This is a genomic window from Natranaerovirga pectinivora, from assembly GCF_004342165.1.
Taxonomy (GTDB): domain Bacteria; phylum Bacillota; class Clostridia; order Lachnospirales; family DSM-24629; genus Natranaerovirga; species Natranaerovirga pectinivora.
In genome coordinates this window covers 1-19,806 of sequence record NZ_SMAL01000009.1, presented here as the reverse complement: position 1 = coordinate 19,806, position 19,806 = coordinate 1, and the positions used below count along the sequence as shown (strand labels likewise).

General features: G+C 29.8%; 20 protein-coding genes, 1 tRNA gene and 1 riboswitch. All 21 genes read left to right on the top strand.

All coding sequences use genetic code 11. From position 1 onward, the window contains the following. The first annotated feature begins 41 nt into the window (after positions 1–41). The 21 genes from pth to EDC18_RS11485 all read left to right on the top strand — a co-directional run bounded on the left by pth (position 42) and on the right by EDC18_RS11485 (position 19,361). Entirely contained in the window at positions 42–602 is a 561-nt protein-coding gene (pth, locus tag EDC18_RS11575) for an aminoacyl-tRNA hydrolase (RefSeq protein WP_132253341.1), read from the top strand. Between the two features lie 128 nt (positions 603–730). Further along, positions 731–819, top strand: a riboswitch (cyclic di-GMP riboswitch). A 293-nt stretch (positions 820–1,112) separates the two neighbouring features. Then, complete coding sequence (mfd, locus tag EDC18_RS11570; protein WP_132253339.1) at positions 1,113–4,622, top strand: transcription-repair coupling factor; 3,510 nt, start codon at positions 1,113–1,115, stop codon at positions 4,620–4,622. Positions 4,623–4,718: 96 nt separating this feature from the next. Further along, positions 4,719–5,768: a peptidylprolyl isomerase gene (locus EDC18_RS11565; RefSeq protein WP_165878569.1), complete on the top strand. Its 1,050-nt coding sequence runs from the start codon at positions 4,719–4,721 to the stop codon at positions 5,766–5,768. 159 nt (positions 5,769–5,927) lie between these two features. Beyond that, on the top strand, positions 5,928–6,062 hold the full coding sequence (locus EDC18_RS15000; RefSeq protein WP_442929364.1) for a putative PEP-binding protein: 135 nt from the start codon (positions 5,928–5,930) through the stop codon (positions 6,060–6,062). Next, positions 6,031–6,219 (top strand): putative PEP-binding protein, encoded by a 189-nt coding sequence (locus EDC18_RS14995; protein WP_341472731.1) that lies wholly within the window; start codon positions 6,031–6,033, stop codon positions 6,217–6,219. Before EDC18_RS15000 ends, EDC18_RS14995 begins: the two co-directional genes overlap by 32 nt. 127 nt (positions 6,220–6,346) lie before the next feature. Next, positions 6,347–6,895 carry a stage V sporulation protein T gene (gene spoVT / locus EDC18_RS11555; protein ID WP_132253335.1) on the top strand — a complete coding sequence of 183 codons (549 nt, stop codon included), beginning with the start codon at positions 6,347–6,349 and terminating at the stop codon, positions 6,893–6,895. Between the two features lie 141 nt (positions 6,896–7,036). Further along, entirely contained in the window at positions 7,037–7,828 is a 792-nt protein-coding gene (gene mazG / locus EDC18_RS11550) for a nucleoside triphosphate pyrophosphohydrolase (protein WP_132253333.1), read from the top strand. 59 nt (positions 7,829–7,887) lie between these two features. After that, positions 7,888–8,163, top strand: coding sequence for a non-specific DNA-binding protein Hbs (hbs, locus tag EDC18_RS11545; protein ID WP_132253332.1), 276 nt, complete (start codon positions 7,888–7,890; stop codon positions 8,161–8,163). 182 nt (positions 8,164–8,345) lie between these two features. Beyond that, entirely contained in the window at positions 8,346–8,585 is a 240-nt protein-coding gene (locus tag EDC18_RS11540; protein ID WP_132253330.1) for an RNA-binding S4 domain-containing protein, read from the top strand. Between the two features lie 80 nt (positions 8,586–8,665). Beyond that, complete coding sequence (gene yabP / locus EDC18_RS11535) at positions 8,666–8,950, top strand: sporulation protein YabP (RefSeq protein ID WP_132253328.1); 285 nt, start codon at positions 8,666–8,668, stop codon at positions 8,948–8,950. 12 nt (positions 8,951–8,962) lie between these two features. Next, positions 8,963–9,451 carry a spore cortex biosynthesis protein YabQ gene (gene yabQ / locus EDC18_RS11530; protein WP_132253327.1) on the top strand — a complete coding sequence of 163 codons (489 nt, stop codon included), beginning with the start codon at positions 8,963–8,965 and terminating at the stop codon, positions 9,449–9,451. A gap of 24 nt (positions 9,452–9,475) precedes the next feature. Continuing rightward, positions 9,476–9,760 (top strand): FtsB family cell division protein, encoded by a 285-nt coding sequence (locus tag EDC18_RS11525; RefSeq protein WP_132253325.1) that lies wholly within the window; start codon positions 9,476–9,478, stop codon positions 9,758–9,760. Positions 9,761–9,845: 85 nt separating this feature from the next. Continuing rightward, positions 9,846–9,919: transfer RNA gene (locus tag EDC18_RS11520), tRNA-Met, on the top strand. Positions 9,920–10,484: 565 nt separating this feature from the next. After that, the gene (spoIIE, locus tag EDC18_RS11515) at positions 10,485–12,863 is read left to right on the top strand and encodes a stage II sporulation protein E (protein WP_165878568.1); all 2,379 of its coding nucleotides are present in this window, start codon (positions 10,485–10,487) and stop codon (positions 12,861–12,863) included. A 10-nt stretch (positions 12,864–12,873) separates the two neighbouring features. Further along, the gene (locus EDC18_RS14605) at positions 12,874–13,047 is read left to right on the top strand and encodes a hypothetical protein (RefSeq protein WP_165878567.1); all 174 of its coding nucleotides are present in this window, start codon (positions 12,874–12,876) and stop codon (positions 13,045–13,047) included. Positions 13,048–13,128: 81 nt separating this feature from the next. Then, positions 13,129–14,532 (top strand): tRNA lysidine(34) synthetase TilS, encoded by a 1,404-nt coding sequence (gene tilS, locus EDC18_RS11510; RefSeq protein WP_132253321.1) that lies wholly within the window; start codon positions 13,129–13,131, stop codon positions 14,530–14,532. A gap of 1 nt (position 14,533) precedes the next feature. Beyond that, complete coding sequence (gene hpt / locus EDC18_RS11505; protein ID WP_132253320.1) at positions 14,534–15,055, top strand: hypoxanthine phosphoribosyltransferase; 522 nt, start codon at positions 14,534–14,536, stop codon at positions 15,053–15,055. Between the two features lie 81 nt (positions 15,056–15,136). Next, positions 15,137–16,948: an ATP-dependent zinc metalloprotease FtsH gene (gene ftsH / locus EDC18_RS11500; protein WP_132253479.1), complete on the top strand. Its 1,812-nt coding sequence runs from the start codon at positions 15,137–15,139 to the stop codon at positions 16,946–16,948. A gap of 101 nt (positions 16,949–17,049) precedes the next feature. After that, the gene (locus EDC18_RS11495) at positions 17,050–18,033 is read left to right on the top strand and encodes an asparaginase (RefSeq protein ID WP_132253318.1); all 984 of its coding nucleotides are present in this window, start codon (positions 17,050–17,052) and stop codon (positions 18,031–18,033) included. Between the two features lie 430 nt (positions 18,034–18,463). Next, complete coding sequence (locus EDC18_RS11490) at positions 18,464–18,682, top strand: hypothetical protein (protein ID WP_132253317.1); 219 nt, start codon at positions 18,464–18,466, stop codon at positions 18,680–18,682. 307 nt (positions 18,683–18,989) lie between these two features. Then, complete coding sequence (locus EDC18_RS11485) at positions 18,990–19,361, top strand: class II SORL domain-containing protein (protein ID WP_132253315.1); 372 nt, start codon at positions 18,990–18,992, stop codon at positions 19,359–19,361. Positions 19,362–19,806: the final 445 nt, after the last annotated feature.

Genomic DNA, 19,806 nt, shown 5'->3' with positions numbered 1-19,806 from the left:
CTTTATTTTGAATTTGAAAACTTTATTAAGGGCGTGAAAATATGTATCTAATCGTTGGATTAGGCAATCCAGGGTTACAATATGCCGCTACAAGACATAATATTGGCTTTGAAGTAATAGAAAGATTTGCCTATGAGAATAATATTAAATTAAATCAAAACAAACATAAAGCCATTATTGGATCGGGACATGTAAAAGGACAAAAAGTTATACTAGCACAACCACAAACTTATATGAATAGAAGTGGAGAAAGTATACGGGCAATAATGGAATTCCATAAAATTAAAATAGAAAACTTATTAATTGTTTATGATGATACCAGTCTTGACTTAGGAAGAATAAGAATAAGAAAAAAAGGTAGTGCAGGTGGGCATAATGGTATTAAGAACACTATTTTACATTTAGGCACTCAAGAATTTCCTAGAATAAAAGTTGGTGTAGGAGAAAAACCACCAGGTTGGGATTTAGCAGATTATGTATTAGGGCGTTTCGGAAAAGAAGAGATGGATATAGTAATAGAAACTATAAAAAAATCTAGTGATGCCATAGAGTGCTTTATTGAAGAAGGCATAGAGAGTGTTATGAATAAATATAACACATAAATCAAAGACAAATTTATTTAAAATTCTCACAACACATAGTTCTAAAGTACTAATGACTTTAAAACAATGATATATTGCAATAATCAAAAAATCATGTTAGTATTAATTTGTAAGAAAATAAGATATTTTGTCGATAATAGCAAACCTATCGAAAGGTAGGGACGCAAAGCTATAGGGCCTTTTGTACATTGGTATTAATGGCAGCCTAGCCGCCGAAGAAGACTTTTGTGCTAGGCTAAATTGACAAAATTTAGGCTGGTTTTTTAATATTACTAATTTGAAAAGACTTAAAATGGCCCCGTGCTCCTTGGTACCCCCCTCTCTCAACCAAGGAGCTTTTTTTATGCCCATCTCCAAAAATCCATTAATAAAATAATATTATAAAATTTAATTATAAATATTTATCCATATAGTATATAATACTATATATAGGCTTTTCAGGTTTTTGTTAGAATTTAACTTAACCATAAAAGTCCAATTGTCATGAAATAAATTAGGAAGTGATATAAAATGAATACATTGTTGCAACCTTTTAAAGAACTAGAAGAATTTAACTTAATAAAAAAAGATATAGAGAATAAGAAATTACCTGTCCATATCACAGGGTGTATAGACTCTCAAAAAACCCACGTTGTCTATGGATTAGGAGAATATAGAAAAAATAAAGTTATTATTACGTATAATGAGTTAAGGGCAAAAGAAATATATGAAGACATGAAATTTTTTCATAAAAACATATATTTATACCCAGCTAAAGACTTAATATTTTATAGTGCAGATATTCACAACAATTATATAGTTGCTCAGAGAATAGAAGTATTAAAAGGGCTTATAGAAAAAGAAGAAGCAACAATCATTATGACTATTGATGGGGCATTAGAGCATTTGGTAACATTAGATACCATAAAAGAAAGTATCTTAACCTTTCAAGTTGGTGAAATATTAAATATAGAAAAAACAAAAGAAGATTTCGTATTAAGAGGATATGAGAGAGTTGAATTAGTAGAGACTAAGGGTCAATTTTCAATACGTGGAGGCATCATTGACATCTATCCAATAACAGAAGAAAATGCCTATAGAATTGAATTATGGGATGATGAGATAGATTCTATACGTACAATGGATATTAAAACCCAAAGGTCCATTGAAAAAATAGATAGTATTAAGGTTTATCCAGGTACAGAAGTGGTATTAAAGGAAAATAATATTAAGAATGCATTGATAAAGTTAGAAAAAGAAAAAGAAGAAATGGTAAACTTCTTTAAGAAAAGTGATAAAAGAGAAGAAATAGAAAAAATCAAAGAAACCATTTCAGAGATTAATGACAAACTTGAAAATCTAAAAACTTATAGTGGTGTGGAAAGTTATATTAAATTCTTTTATGAGGAAACATCATCTATTATCGATTACTTCCAGAAAGATGAAACAATATATTTTATAGATGAGCCAAAACGGGTTAAAGAGAAGTATGAAGTTGCAAGTAAGGAATTTCAATTAAGTATGATGGGGAGATATGAAAAAGGGTATTTATTGCCTTCACAACTTGAATTGCTTCATTCATTTGAAGATATTATTAATAAGCTTAAAGATAAAACATTAATAGTCTTAAGTACACTAACACAGAGCATTAAAGAAATCAATATTAAAGAACATTATAATTTAGAAGTCAAGTCTATTAATCCATATAACAATAGCTTTGAGATGTTAATAAAAGATTTAAAGGCTTATCAAGATAAAAAATATAAAGTAGCATTATTGGCTGGTTCAAAAACAAGAGCTGAACGATTGGTTAAAGATTTGCAAGAAAGAGACATAAGAGCCAGTTATAACAGGGACTTTTCATCTGAAATTATTGAAGGAAATATAGTCGTAGGATATGGTAACCTTCACAAAGGGTTTGAATATCCATTAATTCGCTATGCCATTATTTCAGAAACAGATGTATTCTCTAAGAAAAAGGAGAAAAAACGAAAGAAGCAATATAAGGGAAATAAAATACAGAAATTCACTGATTTATCTGTAGGCAATTATGTAGTACATGAAAATCACGGTCTTGGTATATTCCAAGGCATTGAGAAAATAGAAGTTGAAGGTATTTCAAAAGATTATATAAAAATAAGTTATAGAGATAATGGGAATTTATATGTCTCTACAAACCAACTGGACTTAATTCAGAAATATATTGGTGCTGAAGGCAGAAAACCAAAATTAAATAAATTAGGCTCTAGTGAATGGGTTAAAACCAAAACAAAGGTAAGAAAAGCAGTTGAAGATTTGGCTAAGGATCTAATTGGGTTGTATGCAAAGCGCCAAGAAGAAAAAGGGTATGTTTACTCTAAGGATACTCTATGGCAAAAAGAGTTTGAGGAAATGTTTCCTTTTGAAGAAACGGAAGATCAATTGTATGCAATAAGAGATACTAAAAAAGATATGGAAAGTCAAAAAATAATGGATAGGCTTATTTGTGGGGATGTAGGATATGGTAAAACTGAAGTAGCTATAAGAGCTGCATTTAAAGCTGTCCAAGATGGTAAACAAGTGGCGTATTTAGTCCCTACAACCATATTGGCCCAACAACATTATAATAATTTTGTACAAAGAATGAAGAATTTTCCTATTAAAGTAGAAATGTTATCCCGTTTTAGAAGTGCTAAGGAGCAAAAACAAACAACAGAGGGACTACGGAAGGGATTAGTTGATATTGTAATAGGCACCCATAGAATAATATCAAAGGATGTAGTATTCAAAGACCTTGGTTTATTAATTGTTGATGAAGAGCAGAGATTTGGAGTTAAGCACAAAGAAAAGATGAAGCAAATGAAAGAACATGTTGATGTATTGACATTAACGGCTACGCCAATTCCAAGAACATTGCATATGAGTCTTATAGGTATAAGAGATATGAGTGTGTTAGAAGAGCCGCCAGAAGAGCGATTGCCAATACAAACTTATGTACTTGAATACAATGAAGAAATGATACGAGAAGCCATTCATAGAGAGCTTGCTAGAGAAGGTCAGGTTTACTATGTTTACAATCGTGTAAAAGATATTGATGAAATTGCTGATCGTATAAGTAAAATGGTACCAGAAGCTCAAGTGGCTTTTGCTCATGGTCAAATGAATGAAAGAGAATTAGAGCAAATAATGTTTGACTTTATTAATGGCGAAATCGATGTATTGGTTTCTACAACAATAATTGAAACTGGGTTAGATATATCCAATGTAAACACTATAATAATACACGATTCAGACCAAATGGGACTATCTCAGTTGTATCAATTAAGGGGAAGAGTAGGTAGATCCAATAGAGTTGCCTATGCCTATTTATGTTATAAGAAAAATAAAATGCTAAATGAAACAGCTGAGAAAAGACTGCAAGCCATTAGAGAATTTACTGAATTTGGATCAGGATTTAAAATTGCAATGAGAGATTTAGAAATTAGAGGAGCAGGAAACCTATTAGGATCTGAGCAACATGGTCATATGGAAGCAGTAGGTTATGATATGTACTGTAAGCTCCTAGAACAAGCTATAAAAACTATGAAAAACCATGATCAAGAAGATTCTTTTGACACAACAATAGAAATGAATGTCAATGCCTATATTCCTCAAAGCTATATTGAAAATGAAATACAAAAACTAGATATATATAAGAGGATAGCAGCTATTGAAAATGAAGAGGATTATTTTGAAATACAGGAAGAAATAGAAGATAGATATGGAGATATCCCTAAAACCGTTTCTAACTTGTTAGAAATAGCATTAATTAAAGCATTAGCCCATTCAGCAGATATTATATCAGTAGAGCAAAGACAAGATTATATTAAGTTACAAGTAAGACAAGAGACTAAGATAAATCCAATAAAAATACCTGGGTTAATTGAGAAATACAATAACAAATTAAAGTTTTCAATAAAGGATGCACCATTCTTTACCTATAAAGTAGATATAAACAATAAAAATGAATTTTTCAGACAGATTAAGAATGTATTACACGACATAAAAGATTTGAAGGATTAGTTAAACTTCTTTATAATAATAATTAAGGTAAAAGAATTAAGTCCCTTTTGCCAAGAGCAAGAGGTAGAATAAACTTAATAGAATAGGAGGATGCAGGTGAACAAAAAAATTGTTTATATAATAGCATTCGTTACCATGATTATTATATCTGGATGTTCAACCAATACAACGAACAAACAATATGTTATAACCATAGATGAAGAAAAAGTTTTGCTTGATGAAGTACTATTATACTTGAACGAAATTGAACAAGAGTTTGAAGCCATTGGCGGACAAGATATTTGGGAAACGAATTTTGATGGTATGACTGCAGAAGAAGTGGCAAAACAAAGAGCCATTGAAAATGTTGTTCGAATCAAAATAGTAAATGATAAAGCAAGGGAACTAGGGATATCACTGTCAGAAGAAGAAATGAAAGATATTGATAGATTTGTCTTGGAATATCTAAAGGAATATTATGAAGAGGGTAGTGGTGATGAAAGTCTTGTAAAAGAAGTATTCAAAGAAAATCTTCTTGTTAATAGAGTGTATAATGATTTAACAAAAGACTTTGAGCCTGATGAAAAAAGGATAGCACAATACTTATTAGAAGATGAAAACTATAAATATTTTTCAAGTTTCTCATTAGAGCAATATAGAGTAAAACATATATTACTTAAAACCCATGAAATATCAGGGAACAATAATTTAGAGCCTTTAGCATTAGAAATTCAAGAAGAAGCCTATGAAAAAGCATTGGAAGTATTAGAAAAAGTTAGATTAGGAGAAAAATTTGAAAGCTTAGTTCTATCCTATTCTCAGGATACGGAGTCCATTCAGAACAAGGGTGAATACACTTTTTTAAAGGGTGAGATGATGGAAGCCTTTGAAGAAGCAGTATTTAATCTAAAACCTGGTGAAATCAGTGATATTGTAGCAACACCTTATGGCTATCATATCATTAAACTTGAAGAGATAATCAAACCATCTCAAGAAGCAGTTGAATTTTTTGAAGAACAAATCAAAGAACTAGAAGAAATCCTAACTAAAAATAATATTCAGATGCAAAAAAATGAAGCCTTTAATAAACAATATGAAGAATGGAAAAAAGAATATAATATTTTAATAAATGAAGATATATGGAGCAATATAACTGTAGGAAAATAAAAAAATATGAAAAGACGTATATAAAAAAATTATATATGTCTTTTTTATTGTCTAAAACATTTACCACATTAATTTACTGATAAAACAATAAGCACCCCTAGTCACAAAATTTTAACAGTAACCATCCATATATCTATTGTATACAAAGACTTTTAACAAATCCGTTTACCTAGAACAGAATTTATTTATATGCAGAGTAATAATTTTCCCACAGAAGAAGAACAATATAAAATATATAGAAAAATAGCAGAAAAAGGTGGGAATGAAATTATCATTTATCCTATTATGTTTTGACGAAGAAATGAACTCTTTCCTAGGTTATCGTGCTATTCGACTGTGTTTAGATCAAAAAGATGTATTTAAGACACAATTAAGAGCTATACTAAGAGCATCAAATTATGGTCCAATCAAAATAATGTATCCTATGATATTTTCTATGGAGAAAATTTAGAAGCGACACATAAAAGAAAGGGATTAAGGTTAAAAAAAATACTTTTATATTTGCTGAATAATAAAAGAAAAAATTAGCATACTAATTCATGACAGCAAAGACTTTTTTCTCAAAAGGAGGAAGGAACTTGAAAGCAACAGGTATTGTAAGAAGAATTGATGATTTAGGAAGAGTGGTAATACCTAAAGAAATAAGAAGAACATTAAGAATTAGAGAAGGTGATCCTTTAGAAATATTCACAGACAAAGACGGAGAAATAATTTTAAAAAAATACTCACCTATAGGAGAGTTAGGTGCATTTGCAAAACAATATGCAGAATCCTTAGCTCAAACAACTGGTCATATAATATGTATTTCAGATAAAGATCAGGTAATTGCTGTTTCTGGAGGAGGAAAAAAGGAATTATTTCAAAAGCATATTAGTAAAGAATTGGAACATGTGATATCTGAGAGAGAGACCGTAATGGCAACTAAAGATGATAAGAAATTTGTAAATATTACAGATGATGACTTTGATGAATATACGTCTGAAGTTATTACACCTATAATATCTGAAGGAGATGCTATAGGAGCTGTTATATTACTAAATAAAGACCCAAAAGTTAAAATGGGAGAAACGGAACAAAAGTTAGCATTCTCTGCAGCTGGGTTTTTAGGCAAACAAATGGAGCAATAGTATAAAGTATAAAAAATCGCCTTTTTAAGGGCGGTTTTTTTGCTATATTATAAAAATTTAAAAATGTCGAAATATGAAAAATTAACTATTTTTTATCTTATAAAAGTATGATATATTAAAAACCAAGAAGGTGAAATATAAATGAAAAAGACTCTGGTAGAAAAAAAGAAATACTCGTTTAATGACTTTAGAAAAATAATAGAGATATTAAGAAGTAAAGAAGGCTGTCCTTGGGATAGAGAGCAAACCCATGACTCCTTAAGAGAAAATCTATTAGAAGAAAGTTATGAAGTAATAGATGCCATTAATAATAATGATGTAGAGAATCTAAGTGAAGAATTAGGGGATTTATTTTTGCAAGTAATGATGCATTCTCAAATAGCATCAGAAGAAAATCATTTTACTATTGAAGAAGTGATTCATAAAATTTCTGAAAAAATGATTAGAAGACATCCTCATATTTTTGGCGAAGATCAATTGGAAACAACTGAAGAAGTTATGGACCGTTGGGACCATATTAAAAAAATAGAAAAAAAATCTGATACAACTACTGAAGAAATAAGAAACATCCCTAAAGCGTTACCTGCCTTAGTGCGAGCCTACAAGGTGCAAAAAAAGGCCAAAAAAGTGGGGTTTGACTTTGATAATATAGAGGATGTTATGGGTAAGGTAGATGAAGAATTAAGTGAGTTTAAAGAAGCTGTTTCAATGGGAAAAAAGAAGGAAATAGATGAAGAGTTTGGAGATTTATTGTTCTCAATGGTCAATCTATCAAGATTTTTTAGGTTAAATGCAGAATTTTCCTTGACAAATGCCATAGAAAAGTTTATAAATAGATTTGAGGGAGTTGAAAATCTGGCTCTTAAAGAGGGCAAGACACTTTCAACTATGAATTTAGAAGAAATGAATGCATTATGGAAAAAGGTAAAATAATCGTTTAAAGCGATTGTTTATATATGAAAAAATTATACTTATAAAAGAGGAGGAGTTTTATGAACAAATCTGATTTAGTAACTGCGATTGCAGCAAGAACAGAATTGAGCAAAAAAGACTCAGAAAAAGTATTAAAAGCTTTTGTTGATGTAGTAAGTGAAGAACTAGCTAATGGGGGAAAGGTTCAATTAGTTGGTTTTGGTACATTTGATGTAGCAGAGAGATCTGCTAGAGAAGGTAGAAACCCTCAAACTGGAGAGCCAATGCAAATTCCTGCATCAAAAGCTCCTAGATTCAAAGCTGGTAAAGCTTTAAAAGATACAATAAATGGTTAATTAACCATAGAAGAAGTACATAGTCGTAAAGAATAAAGTACTTTTTCTTACTTCAGTGGGCTTTAAGCCCACTGAAGTGTAAGTTAAATGAAATGAAAATATAAAATCTACACATTGATGTGTAGGTTTTTTTTGAAAAAAATAATCTCTCAATAATTGATTTTAAAAAGGATGTGGATATATTGAGATTAGATAAATATCTAAAAGTAACTAGATTGATAAAAAGAAGAACAGTTTCAAACGAAGCTTGTTCTGCAGGTCGTGTACTAGTGAATGGGAATATAGGAAAACCATCTCTTACAGTAAAAGAAGGAGATATTATTGAGATACAGTTTGGAACCAGAACAACAAAAGTTGAAGTGATTAATATTCAAGATACTTCAAAAAAAGACGAAGCAAAGGAATTATATAAAATTCTTTAAACAAGAAGATAGAATAAATAGATACAACCTCTAATATAATGAAATATGAATAAACATATGAATTATAAGGAGGTTTTTTTATGGAAGATAAGACCATAAAACAAGGACATAAGATAACATTAAGCAATAGAAACACGGGTATAATCACAGGTGTTATTGATGTATTATCATTTGATGCAGATGAGATTGTGTTAGAAACAGAATTAGGAATGTTATCTATTAAAGGATTAGACCTACATGTTAATAGGTTGAGTGTTGAAAAAGGTGAAGTTGATATTGACGGAGAAATTGAAAGTATTATGTACAGTAATCAAAGTGGTTATGGCAAATCAGGAGGATCATTACTAGGGAGACTATTTAGATAGAGGTGAAGAGTATTGAGCGAGTTTATAACAGTACAAGGTCAACTCTTCATGATAACTATAGCAAGTGGCATAGCTATAGGCGTATTCTATGATATTATACGGATTTTTAGGAGGGTTGTAGCGCATTCTAACTTCCTAATAAACATAGAAGATGGTTTGTTTTGGATTATTAGTAGCGTTTTTCTTTTTGTAATCCTATTTAGGCAAAATAATGGAGTGATTAGAGGATATGTTATTATTGGTGTTCTTATTGGATTGGTTCTGTATTTTGCAATAGCAAGCCATTACATTGTAAATGGAGTATCTAAAAGTATAAATAGTATAATAGATATGATTAAAAAAGTGATTATGTTGATTCTAAAGCCTTTTGTGTTTGTTATTAAATTTATTTTAAAAAGATTCAAAGGAGTATACTCTATTTTTAGAAAACTATACAAGTTTATTCTAAAACAATTGAAAAAAATAAAGAAAACCGTTAAAATGGTCATAAGAAAGATATAAACCAAAGATAAAAGGGATGATAAAATGAAAAGGAAAATAATACCTAGAGGTACGGCGCCTATAATAGTAATATTATTTGTACTGATAACAGTAATTGTTATAAAAATATCAACTCTTTATGAAGAAAACAAAGAACTAAAAAACCAAGAGACTAGATTGCTTAATATTATTGAAAGTGAACAAGAAAGACAAGAACTTATTAAAGAAAGACAAGAATATATGAATAAGACAGATTACATAGAAGAAGTAGCAAGGGAAATGTTTGGGCTTATTAAAGAGAATGAGTTATTGATAGTGCCCCAAAAGTAACAAACTATAATCAGCAACACCACTTACATCAAAAGGTTGACAAGCTTTAAAATAGTGTGTATAATAACTATTCGTCAGACAAAATGGCGGAGTAGCTCAGTTGGCTAGAGCATACGGTTCATACCCGTAGTGTCGGCGGTTCGACTCCGTCCTCCGCTATTGCAAAAACCCTAGAACATAGTTCTAGGGTTTTTTGTTGCGTAAAAACATAAAAAGTAATTTCTATGTTTGAATTGGAAAAAATAGGGAATAACATATATATACAATAAAGGGCGTTAAAAGCCTAGTATTAAATCCTTGGAAGTAAATTTGCTAACTTATCTTTACCCTTAATGTAATTTAACAAATAAAAAAAGTTTCTATTTTATTAGCCAAAAAAATACTAAAATGCAGAAATGTAAAATTACATACTTAAAAACAAAATATAAACACTTAATCATTAATTGTTAATGAATATATTGTGGTTGATAAAAAAATTCAATATAGATATTGTGGTTATATGTAAACCAATTTAATTTTATAAACACTTATTATTGTAGATTAACTTTTAAAATCAAGTCATCTATAATTCATTTATGAATCTAAAGGAAAAAAATATGTCTAAAATTTATTAGAAAAATATTCAACTTTTGACAAAGATTTTTATTGACCTCATATATAATACTGACTTGTCTGAGTAAAAAATATTTGTATTAAATAAATATATATAATGAGGAGGTATACGATGCAACATTTAGAAGAAGTTGTATTAGAAAAAAAGCTTGACCCAAAAAGTAAAAGTATTGATGATGGCTTATGGAGAAAATTACTGAAGGTGCACTTTAAAAGAATACTTGTGAGTTTAGTAGGGTTTGTATTAAGCAGAATATCTTTCTATCAATTAAATCCCATTGCAATAGCCTATTATTCAGTGGTGTACTTAGACAAATCAAGTCGTATGTGGATTTTTCTTAGTACGGTAATTGGATTTGCAACCATATTGCCTATATTGGACTTTGTAAAATACTTTCTTATCATTATGCTAATGATCACTTTTAACACCTACTTGGAGGTAAGAGGTAAAAAGGTTACTTTAATTGTTAGTACATGTGTATCTGCGGTTAGTACATTTGTTATTAATTATGCCTTTGTTTTTTTACAAGGTAATTTAGGGTATTTTACCACCCTTGCTATATTAGAAAGTATTATAGTTATAACATTTGGACTTATATATTTTAAAAGTGTATCCTATATGTTAAGTAATGAAAGAAAGATGCCATTAACCAACGAGCAAATAATTAGTTTTGGAATATTGGTAACTACAATTATTATAGGATTAATGAATATAGAAATATTAAATTACTCTGTTACAGAGATTGCTATATTCTCAAGTATATTATATTTTGCCTACTCTTTTGGTGTTGGAATAGGTGCTGTTGTTGGTTTGTTAATTGGAACAGTTTTGGTTACTATAGGTTTGATGTCTCCTTTAATGGTAGGTGCTTTAGGAATCATTGGATTATTATCAGGATTGTTTAGAGAAGTGGGTAGAATAGGTAGCGCTATTGGATTAACATTAGGAACAATACTCCTAGGATATTACTATACACCTGAATTGTTAGGTTATGATATAACAAGAGCATTAATAATTAGTATAGCTATATTTTTGTTTATGCCAAAGCAATGGATCACAAGAATAGGTGCAGAAAAAGAAAAGGTCATCATTAGCAATGAATATTATAAAAATAGATTTCAAAGTTTAATAAAAGAAAGATTAAATATCTTTTCAGAGTCTTTTCAAAAATTAGCTGAAACATTTACTTCCATTTCAGATAAAAGATCTGGTCTAACACAACAAGAAGTTAATCAAATTTTTGATGAGGTAGCTGAAAAAGTGTGCAAAAATTGTAGTATGTGTTCTCTATGTTGGCAAAAAGAATTTTATGACACTTACAAAGCAGCCTTTAGTATTCTAGGTGCTGCTGAAAAAAAAGGTAGAATACAAAAAAATGATATACCTGATGATTTTTACAATAAATGTATAAAATTAGATGAATTTATAATAACAACCAATAGACTATTTGAATTATTTAAAATCAATTTATCTTGGCATAATAGAATCATAGAAAGTAGAGAATTGGTTTCAGAACAATTAATTGGGGTATCCAATATTATTGATAATTTTGCAGAAGAATTATATGCCAATATAAATAGTGAGAAAAGGTTAGAAAAAGATTTAGAAATAGAATTAAAAAAATATCCAGTAATCATAAAAAGTATAATTGTTGTGGAAAAGCAGAATAAAAAAGAGGTTTATATAACATTAAGATCTAGTAATCAAGCCATTGGGTCAAAAGAATTTTTGCCTGTAGTAAGCAAAGTGATGAAAAAGAAAATGAGACTGGACGAAAGCAGTAAATACACAGTAGATAAAGAGTATGTAACCTTAAAATTTAATGAAGAAAAGCTGTTTAGAACCATACAAGGATTGGCAAGAGCAACAAAAGAAGGGGAAAAGGTTTCAGGAGATAACTTTTCTTTCTTAGAACTTCAAAATGGACAAACCATATTGTCTTTATCAGACGGAATGGGAACAGGCTTAAAGGCTTGTAGAGAAAGCGAAGCAGTAATAGAACTTTTAGAGCAATTTATGGAAGCGGGATTTGATAAAAAAACAGCAATTAAAATGATTAACTCAGTCCTTGTGTTAAAATCAAATGAACATTCCTTTTCAACATTAGATATGAGTGTTGTAGATTTGCATACAGGTATATGTGAATTTATAAAAATCGGCGCAGGTCCAACTTTTATAAAGCGAAAAGACAGTGTAGAAATCATAAAATCCACATCCCTACCAGTAGGTGTTTTAAATACAGTAGACTTTGATACAACTACTAAAAAGCTTTACGAAGGTGATTTTCTTATAATGGTAACAGATGGTATAGTAGATGCGGATAGTGAGATGATTGAAAAGGAATACTGGATTGAAGAAATTTTACAAGAAATCAACAGCAAAAATCCTCAAGAAATAGCTGAATATATTCTAGAAAGAGCTAAAAACAAATATGGTAATAAGGTTCAAGATGATATGACTGTTCTAGTAAGTAGAATATGGAAGAAATAATGGAGGAAGAATGGATAACACAAATAATAATATAATAAAAGAAGCAGAGAAGATACTAGAGAAATATCAAAAGCAACATATAAAAAGAAAATACGTAATAAGCAAAAATAATTTAGTTCTTATTAGAATCTCCTTATTTGTAAGTATTATTCTGTTGGCGTATTTAGTGTATCAAGGGATATAGCCATCAAATTAAAAATCTAGCTTGATTAATGGTTGTATATTTAGTAAAATTTTAGATATAAAAAATAAGTAGGTACAAAAAATGGAAAAGAAAATACTAGAATATATTCTAAAAGAGAACTTAATAGACGAAGACGACCATGTTGTTATTGGTGTTTCTGGTGGAGCAGACTCAGTTTGTTTGCTCCATCTCTTACATAAACTACAAGGAAATATAAACTTTACACTGTCAGCGGCTCATATTAATCATGGCATAAGAGGGATAGATGCAGACGCCGATGAAGAATTTGTAAAGGAATTATGTAGAACATTAGAGGTGCCCTTTTATAGTTATAAAATTAATATAAAAGAAGAATCAAAACGATTAAAAGTATCAGAAGAAGAAGCGGGAAGAATAGTTAGGTATAATGTATTCAACCAAATACTTGATCAATATAAAAAGGGAAAAATAGCTGTAGGTCATCATATGAATGATCAAGGGGAGACCGTTCTTATTAATCTAATAAGAGGCTCGGGGATAAAAGGATTATTAGGGATGTCACCTAAAAGAGAGAATATTATTAGGCCTTTGCTAATGTTTAAAAGAGAAGATATTATTGCATATCTTAATAAAAACCAATTAAAGTATAAAGAGGATTATACCAATTCTCAAGACATTTACTTAAGAAATAAAATACGTCTTAATATCATTCCATACATTGAAGCTAATATTAATGAAAAAGTAATAGATAAAATTGTCCAGACTACTGAATTATTAAAAGAAGATGACGATTATTTAAATATTAATACAAATGAATTATTAAAAGAATTAATCATATCCCAAGAGGAAGATAATATTATAATAAGAACAGATGAATTATTGGACCAACATATTGCTATGAAAAAACGATTAATTAGAGAGGTTATAAATAGGGTATCTACCATAAAAAATATGGAATCTATTCATATAGATCAAGTTTTAGGGCTAGCAAACAAAGAAGTAGGGAAGAAGATTGATTTACCAAATAATTTATTGGTTAAAAAGCATTATGATGCATTAGAATTTTCATTTCTGAAAAATAATCAAGAAAAACCAGCTCATTTACAAAAAGAAAAATGTATAATAAAAATACCATCTAGTTATTATATACAAAGTATAACCAAACAAATGAAAACAAGCCTTATAAATCATATAAAAGAGGAAGATACTTCTAAAAAAACATATACTAAATTCTTTGATTATGATAGAATAAAAAGTGCTTTGTGTTTAAGAACTAGAGAAACTGGTGACTTTATTGTTCTGAAAGGTATAAATGGTAGAAAAAAATTAAAGGATTACTTTATTGATAATAAAATACCAAAAGAAAAAAGAGATGAAATATTATTAATTGCGGATGGTAATCATATAATATGGATTATTGGATACAGAGTTAGTGAAGAGTATAAAGTAACTGAAAAAACACAAAAGATATTAAAAGTGGAAATTACAGATACGGAGGATTTATAAGATGGTAGAAAAAATTGGCACACTTATTACAGAAGAAGAAGTTGCGAAAAGAATTGAAGAAATGGCAAAAGAAATATCAGAAGAGTATAAAGGTAGAACATTACACCTTATTTGTGTATTAAAAGGTGGGGTTGTATTTATGTGCGACTTAGCTAAAAAGATAAGTGTTCCTGTAACGATGGACTTTATGGCTGTTTCAAGTTACGGGGATGAAAAAGTAAGTAGTGGTATTGTAAAAATCGTTAAAGACTTAGATGATGCTATTGAAGGGAAAGACGTTATTATTGTAGAAGATATAATTGATTCTGGTAGAACATTAAGTTATTTAATTCAAATATTAAAAGAAAGAAAGCCAAACACAATTAAGCTATGTACATTATTAGATAAACCAGAAACAAGAGTTGTAGATGTAGCTGTAGATTATGTAGGGTTTGAAATACCTGACAAATTTGTTGTAGGCTATGGACTGGATTATGCTCAAAAGTATAGAAACTTACCTTATGTTGGAATAATTGAGCAATAAATCATTGAACTTGTTACAAAACTGTGTTATCTTTTAAATTAATTAGCTTAACGAGAGGAGGAAGATATATTGAAAAAAAATATGAAAGGCCTTAGCTTTTATGCATTATTATTAGTTGTATTACTGTTTGCAGTAGTATTATCGTCTTCTGATGAAAAAAGAGGAGATGCTTATGGATATAAGCAATTCTTAAATGACTTAGAAGGAAATCAAATAAGATATATACAAATAAAACCAAATGCAGAAGTGCCTACAGGAAGTGTGAAAGTAGATTTTATTGACAATTCTTCCAGAACATTTTTTGTGTCTAATACAAACCAAGTGGAATTAGATGTTAGAGAATATAACATAGATAGAGAGATGTTAGATGTTCCTAGACCGAATTGGTTATTATCCCTACTTCCATCTATAATTGCATTAGGGGTTGTAATATTTCTATTCTTCTTTATAATGAATCAAGCCCAAGGTGGTGGCGGTGGAAGCCGAGTTATGAACTTTGGTAAGAGTCGTGCTAAGATGGTTGTTGATGACAAGAAAACAATAACCTTTAAAAATGTAGCAGGATTAGATGAAGAAAAAGAAGAATTAGAAGAACTAGTAGAATTTTTAAAAAGCCCAAGAAAGTTTGTTGAACTAGGTGCTAGAATACCAAAAGGGGTTTTATTAGTAGGCCCTCCAGGAACGGGTAAAACCTTACTTGCTAAAGCCGTTGCAGGAGAAGCAGGCGTTCCGTTTTTTAGTATTTCAGGATCTGATTTTGTTGAAATGTTTGTTGGGGTAGGTGCATCAAGAGTTAGGGACTTGTTTGAGCAAGCCAAGAAAAACTCACCTTGTATCATCTTTATTGATGAGATTGATGCAGTTGGTAGAAAAAGAGGAGCAGGTTTAGGTGGAGGTCATGACGAAAGAGAACAAACACTAAACCAACTTCTAGTAGAAATGGATGGGTTTGGAATTAATGAAGGGGTTATCGTAGTGGCTGCTACAAACCGTGTAGATATTTTAGATCCTGCATTACTTAGACCAGGTAGATTTGATAGAAAAGTAGTTGTAGGTCGCCCAGATGCAAAAGGCCGTGAAGAAATACTAAAAGTACACGGAAAGGGTAAACCTTTATCTGATGATGTAGACTTTAGAGCTATTGCAAGAAGCACATCAGGATTTACAGGTGCTGATCTTGAAAACTTATTAAATGAAGCTGCAATCTTTGCAGCTAGAGAGAATAAAAAAGTGATAGAGCAAGAAGATATTCATAGAGCATTTATAAAAGTTGGAATCGGTACAGAGAAGAAAAGTCGTGTAATAACAGAAAAAGAGAAAAAAATTACTGCTTATCACGAGGCTGGGCATGCTATAATGCATGAAATATTATCTGAAATTGATCCAGTTCATAGTATATCAATTATTCCTACAGGTTTTGCTGGTGGTTACACCATGTCTATACCTGCTGAAGATACTTATTATGAAACTAAGACAAAAATGGAACAAGAAATCATTGCTTTATTAGGTGGTAGAGCGGCAGAAAAATTAGTATTAGATGATATTACTACTGGCGCTTCTAACGATATAGAAAGAGCTACAAAAATTGCATCAGGAATGGTTACAAAATTTGGTATGTCTGATGTATTAGGACCAATCCAATTTGGAGACAATAACGAAGAAGTGTTTATTGGAAGAGATTGGGGTCATACAAGAAATTATGGAGAAAATATTGCTGGATTAATAGACAGTGAAATAAAAGGTATAATAGACAGTTCTTATAACAAAGCAATTAAAATCCTTAATGAAAACATTGAAGTGCTTCATAAAACAGCAGAAGTACTCCTTGAAAAAGAAAAAATATCAGGAATTGAATTCAAAGCATTATTTAATGAATTTTCTCCATCTATATAATAATGTTAAAAAAACCTAAGGATAACTTAGGTTTTTTTGTATTTAATAGAAGTGTTGGCTAATAATATATAAAGACAAATATTTTTATTGGGAGAGAGAAGATGAAGACAATTGCGTTGATTTTTACTGGTGGAACAATCTCCATGAAAGTAGATGAAAACTTAAGATCCGTTATTCCAGCTTTGTCAGATGAAGAAATCATATCCAAAATATCTGGCATTAATAAGAAAGCGAATATATATCCATATCATTTTAGTAAGGCCCCAGGACCTCATATAACCCCTGATATAATGTTAGAGTTAGGGAATAAGATAGAAGAGATACTGCTAAAAGATGATGTAGAAGGTGCCGTTGTAACACATGGGACGGATACTTTAGAAGAAACAGCATACTTTTTAGATTTGTATTTAAAAACTAAAAAACCTGTTATAGTAACAGGTGCAATGAAGAACAGTTCTGAATTAGGATATGATGGTCCTGCTAATTTAGCGGCAGCCATATGTACTGCGTTAGATGATACTTCTTATAATAAAGGGGTTTTGGTGGTAATGAATGATCATATTTACTCCCCAGATGAAGTAATGAAAACCCATACATTAAGCTTAGATACATTTAAAAGTTTAGAACTAGGACCATTAGGAATCGTAGATCAAGATCATGTCATTTATTATAGGGCAAGAAGAACTGTAACAAAAATTGAATCTCACAAAATAGAAAAAAAAGTTGGATTGATAAAATGTTACTCAGGAATAGAAGATGATTATATAGATTATTGTATTCAACAAAACTATAAAGGAATTGTAGTAGAAGCTATGGGAAGAGGTAATGTACCACCTAAGATGGCATTGGCCATTCAAAAAGCCATTAATCATAATATTTCAGTGGTCATTGTTTCAATATGCCCTAGTGGAAGAGTTTTAGATACTTATGGATACGAAGGTGGAGGAAGTTATCTAAGAAAAATGGGAGTAATACTGGGGGGTAACTTATCAGGACAAAAAGCAAGATTAAAGTTAATGTTATTATTGGGGATAGAAAATGACACAGAAAGAATAAAGGATAAATTTGAACAAGATCTATATTAAAAAATTATATAACAGGTTTTAAATAATAAAAAAAAGACAGCCAACCGATCTGCTGTCTTTTTTTAAGGAGAAGGTATTTGTTTTTATGGGGTGTAGCAAATACTCTATTGTATTGGGGGGGTTTACAATTATTATTATATCACCAGGCATATAATAAGTGTTCACAAATATTACAAACTTAAATATATTTTTTTGTATAAAATAACGACTAAAACATAAAACAACCACTAAATTAATCAAAAAATGTATATATTTGTCCCTGACTATTTATTGTTTTTTGAAATGAGTATTTTCGTTAACTAAAATACTTTTATAAAATAAAATTGGAAAAATATGAATACATATTTCCCTATCACACATAATATAGTTAAAAGAAAGTATATTTTCAACTTGCTTTCTAGAGGTTTTGTTAAAAGTGTGGAGGTGACGTATGTTATATAATACAAGTTGCGCTAAAAGAAATAATATAATAAAAATTACTTTGAACACTAAAAACAAACGAGTAACAAAAAGCTTGTATGATAAACAACATCAATTAATATACCAACAGTTTTATTTTGGTGGCTCCATAGCGCAAGCCGGTGAACTCTATTTATCAAATATTCAAAAGTGTGTAAGTCAAGGCTATACAGTAACAAAAGTAGTATAATAATTACATAATATGTAAGAATATAATATAACCATAAGAGAAAAAATGTAATATAGGTTATTTGGTACCGTAAGGTACCTTTTTATATGTCAGTCATTAGCTGTTTTTTTGTAAGTGAATCTAATGAATGGGCAACAGCCAAAGTGACTCCATATTAAGAAATTAACAAATGGTTTTAGACCAAATACAAAAAGGGCAGTTTATATATAAGAAGGAAAAAATTGACTTAAAAAAAACATTGGAGTATAATTATTATATAATATTTATTAAATTTATACTTTAAATAAAAAATAAGGAGTGAAGAATTATGGCATTAAGTAATTTAGTTCAATCAGGTGACTGGAAAGGTGAAAAACATGTACCAGTAATTCATGTGTCAGAAAAAGTTAACTCTGGAGAAGAAGTAGAAATTAAAGTATCTATAGGTGATGAAATTAAACATCCAAATGAGCTTGAGCATCATATTGTATGGATAAAAGTATATTTTAGAGCTGATGATGGTAAGTTTCCAGTTGAATTAGCTACATTCAACTTTTCAGCACATGGTGAAGATGGTTTAAAAACTGAACCTGTAGGATCTACAAAAGTAAAATTAGAAAGATCAGGTACAGTTTTTGCTCTATCATACTGTAATATCCATGGCCTTTGGGAAAATAGCAAAGAAGTAACAGTAGAATAAGAAGTTCTATGATTTCCATATAAATAAGTAGGGATAAAAAAATCCCTGCTTTTTTACGTTACAGAAAAGTACTATTTCCTATAAAAGAAATAACTAAGACTTATGATGTGTTTACCGGTATAATGAATTGTTGAAAACATTAAGTAAGATAAGAGTATGAATAAAACAAATAAAATAATAATATTTTTAATAAAAGTGCTTGACTTAAAATTGAAATAATGATATGATGGTCTTCGTCACGGTTTTGGACAATGATAAATGAATAGTGTATTGAATAAACCAAGTCAATTTTTTTGACAAAACATAAAAGTTTTAATAATAAGGAAAAAGATTTTTTTCTTATAAGAAAAAACTTTTAGCCAGCAAATTAGATTGCTAAGGCAAACATCAATAAGTTATTTAATTCTTTGTAAGCAAATTTTGAAATACATTTTCACTTAACTAC

Excerpts from the sequence above, each read along its gene's own strand:
- spoIIE (WP_165878568.1), top strand. The coding sequence starts at position 10,485 with ATGCAACATTTAGAAGAAGTTGTATTAGAAAAAAAGCTTGACCCAAAA.
- EDC18_RS11495 (WP_132253318.1), top strand. The coding sequence starts at position 17,050 with ATGAAGACAATTGCGTTGATTTTTACTGGTGGAACAATCTCCATGAAA.
- hpt (WP_132253320.1), top strand. The coding sequence starts at position 14,534 with ATGGTAGAAAAAATTGGCACACTTATTACAGAAGAAGAAGTTGCGAAA.
- tilS (WP_132253321.1), top strand. The coding sequence starts at position 13,129 with ATGGAAAAGAAAATACTAGAATATATTCTAAAAGAGAACTTAATAGAC.
- EDC18_RS11525 (WP_132253325.1), top strand. The coding sequence starts at position 9,476 with ATGAAAAGGAAAATAATACCTAGAGGTACGGCGCCTATAATAGTAATA.
- EDC18_RS11490 (WP_132253317.1), top strand. The coding sequence starts at position 18,464 with ATGTTATATAATACAAGTTGCGCTAAAAGAAATAATATAATAAAAATT.
- mazG (WP_132253333.1), top strand. The coding sequence starts at position 7,037 with ATGAAAAAGACTCTGGTAGAAAAAAAGAAATACTCGTTTAATGACTTT.
- EDC18_RS14605 (WP_165878567.1), top strand. The coding sequence starts at position 12,874 with ATGGATAACACAAATAATAATATAATAAAAGAAGCAGAGAAGATACTA.
- ftsH (WP_132253479.1), top strand. The coding sequence starts at position 15,137 with ATGAAAGGCCTTAGCTTTTATGCATTATTATTAGTTGTATTACTGTTT.
- pth (WP_132253341.1), top strand. The coding sequence starts at position 42 with ATGTATCTAATCGTTGGATTAGGCAATCCAGGGTTACAATATGCCGCT.
- mfd (WP_132253339.1), top strand. The coding sequence starts at position 1,113 with ATGAATACATTGTTGCAACCTTTTAAAGAACTAGAAGAATTTAACTTA.
- EDC18_RS14995 (WP_341472731.1), top strand. The coding sequence starts at position 6,031 with ATGAAATTATCATTTATCCTATTATGTTTTGACGAAGAAATGAACTCT.
- yabP (WP_132253328.1), top strand. The coding sequence starts at position 8,666 with ATGGAAGATAAGACCATAAAACAAGGACATAAGATAACATTAAGCAAT.
- EDC18_RS11485 (WP_132253315.1), top strand. The coding sequence starts at position 18,990 with ATGGCATTAAGTAATTTAGTTCAATCAGGTGACTGGAAAGGTGAAAAA.
- hbs (WP_132253332.1), top strand. The coding sequence starts at position 7,888 with ATGAACAAATCTGATTTAGTAACTGCGATTGCAGCAAGAACAGAATTG.